The organism is Micromonospora sp. CPCC 206060 (genome assembly GCF_036906895.1).
GTDB lineage: Bacteria > Actinomycetota > Actinomycetes > Mycobacteriales > Micromonosporaceae > Micromonospora.
In genome coordinates this window covers 1-1,487 of record NZ_JBAKHU010000217.1, presented here as the reverse complement: position 1 = coordinate 1,487, position 1,487 = coordinate 1, and the positions used below count along the sequence as shown (strand labels likewise).

1 protein-coding gene is annotated in these 1,487 nt (G+C 68.1%); it reads right to left on the bottom strand.

Annotated elements, in window-relative coordinates:
- Positions 1 to 1,434: acyltransferase domain-containing protein (locus V6U90_RS33335; protein WP_334445147.1), on the bottom strand; the 1,434-nt coding region annotated here is incomplete at its 3' end.
- Between the last annotated feature and the right edge of the window lie 53 nt (positions 1,435 to 1,487).

The following is a 1,487-nucleotide window of genomic DNA, read 5'->3' as shown; positions in this document are numbered from 1 at the left end:
CACCGCAGCCAAACCGTCATACAACTCATCCACCGACACCACCTCCGCACCAACCGGAGGCCATTCGGTGAGCTGGAACTGCGGGGGTTGCCCGTCGGCGAGTACACCGGTGGCGTGCGTGATCCAGCCCTGCCCATCAAGGTGGGCATCGCCACGGGAGTGGACGGTGACGGCACGCCGGCCGGACGGGTCCGGCGCGGCAACCGACACCTGGACCTGCACCGCGCCGGTGGTGGGGAGCACGAGCGGCGCCTGGAGCGTCAGCTCCTCCAGCAGCCGGCTCTGCGTCTCCTCGCCGGCCCGGAGGACCAGGTCGACCAGTGCCACCCCGGGCACGATGACCGTCCCGCCGACCGCGTGGTCGGCCAGCCACGGGTGGGTGTCCAGCCCGATCCTGCCGGTGAACAGCAGCCGGTCCTCGTCGGCTAGAGCAACCGCCGCGCCGAGGAGGGGGTGGTTCGTCGCGGTCTGCCCGACGGAAGCAACGTCACCGGCGGTACGCCGCGCGGCTTCCAGCCAGTACCGCTCGTGCTGGAACGCGTACGTGGGCAGGTCGATCCGACGACCACCGGCCAGCAGGGTGGTGAAGTCGACGGTGATGCCGCGCGCCCACAGGTTGCCGAGAGCGGTGGTGAAGGTCAGTTCGGCGTCGCGATCCTTCCGGACCAGCGGGATCGCGGTGGCCTCCTCCAGGATCTGCCCAGTCAGCGCGGTCAGGATCGCGTCCGGACCGATCTCCACGAACATGCTGACGCCACTGGCCAGTACCGCGTCGGCGAACCGGACACCCGCCCTGACGTGCTCCACCCAGTAGTCCGGATCCGCCCACACACTCGCCGTGGTCAACTCACCGGTCACCGTCGAAGCCACCGGGATGTCGGAAGCGGTGAAAGACAGGCCGGCAACCACGGCACGGAACTCGTCCAACATCGGCGCCATCAACGGCGAATGGAACGCATGCGACACACTCAGCCGCTTCGTCTTCCGACCAAGCTCACGGAAGTGTTCGGCGATCTCCTCCACCGCTGCTTCCGCACCCGAGAGGACCACGGAGGTGGGGCCGTTGACCGCACCCACACCCACCTGGTCATCCCGGCCGGCCAGCAGCGGCAACACCTCGGCCTCGGTGGCCTGCACCGACACCATCACCCCACCAGCCGGCAGAGCCTGCATCAACCGACCACGAGCCGCCACAAGCTTCGCCGCATCAGCGAGCGACAGCACACCCGTCACGTGCGCAGCCGCGATCTCACCCACCGAATGACCCACAAACACCGACGGCTTCACACCGAACGACTCCGCCAGGCGGAACAACGCCACCTCAACCGCAAAAACCGCCGGCTGGGTCAACCCCGTCTGATCCAGATCCCCCGCGCCGTCGAAGACGACATCACGCAGAGACACGCCCAACAGCGGGTCAAGCGCAACGCACACCGCATCGAACGCCGAGGCGAACACCGGGAACACGTCGTACAGACCACGACCCA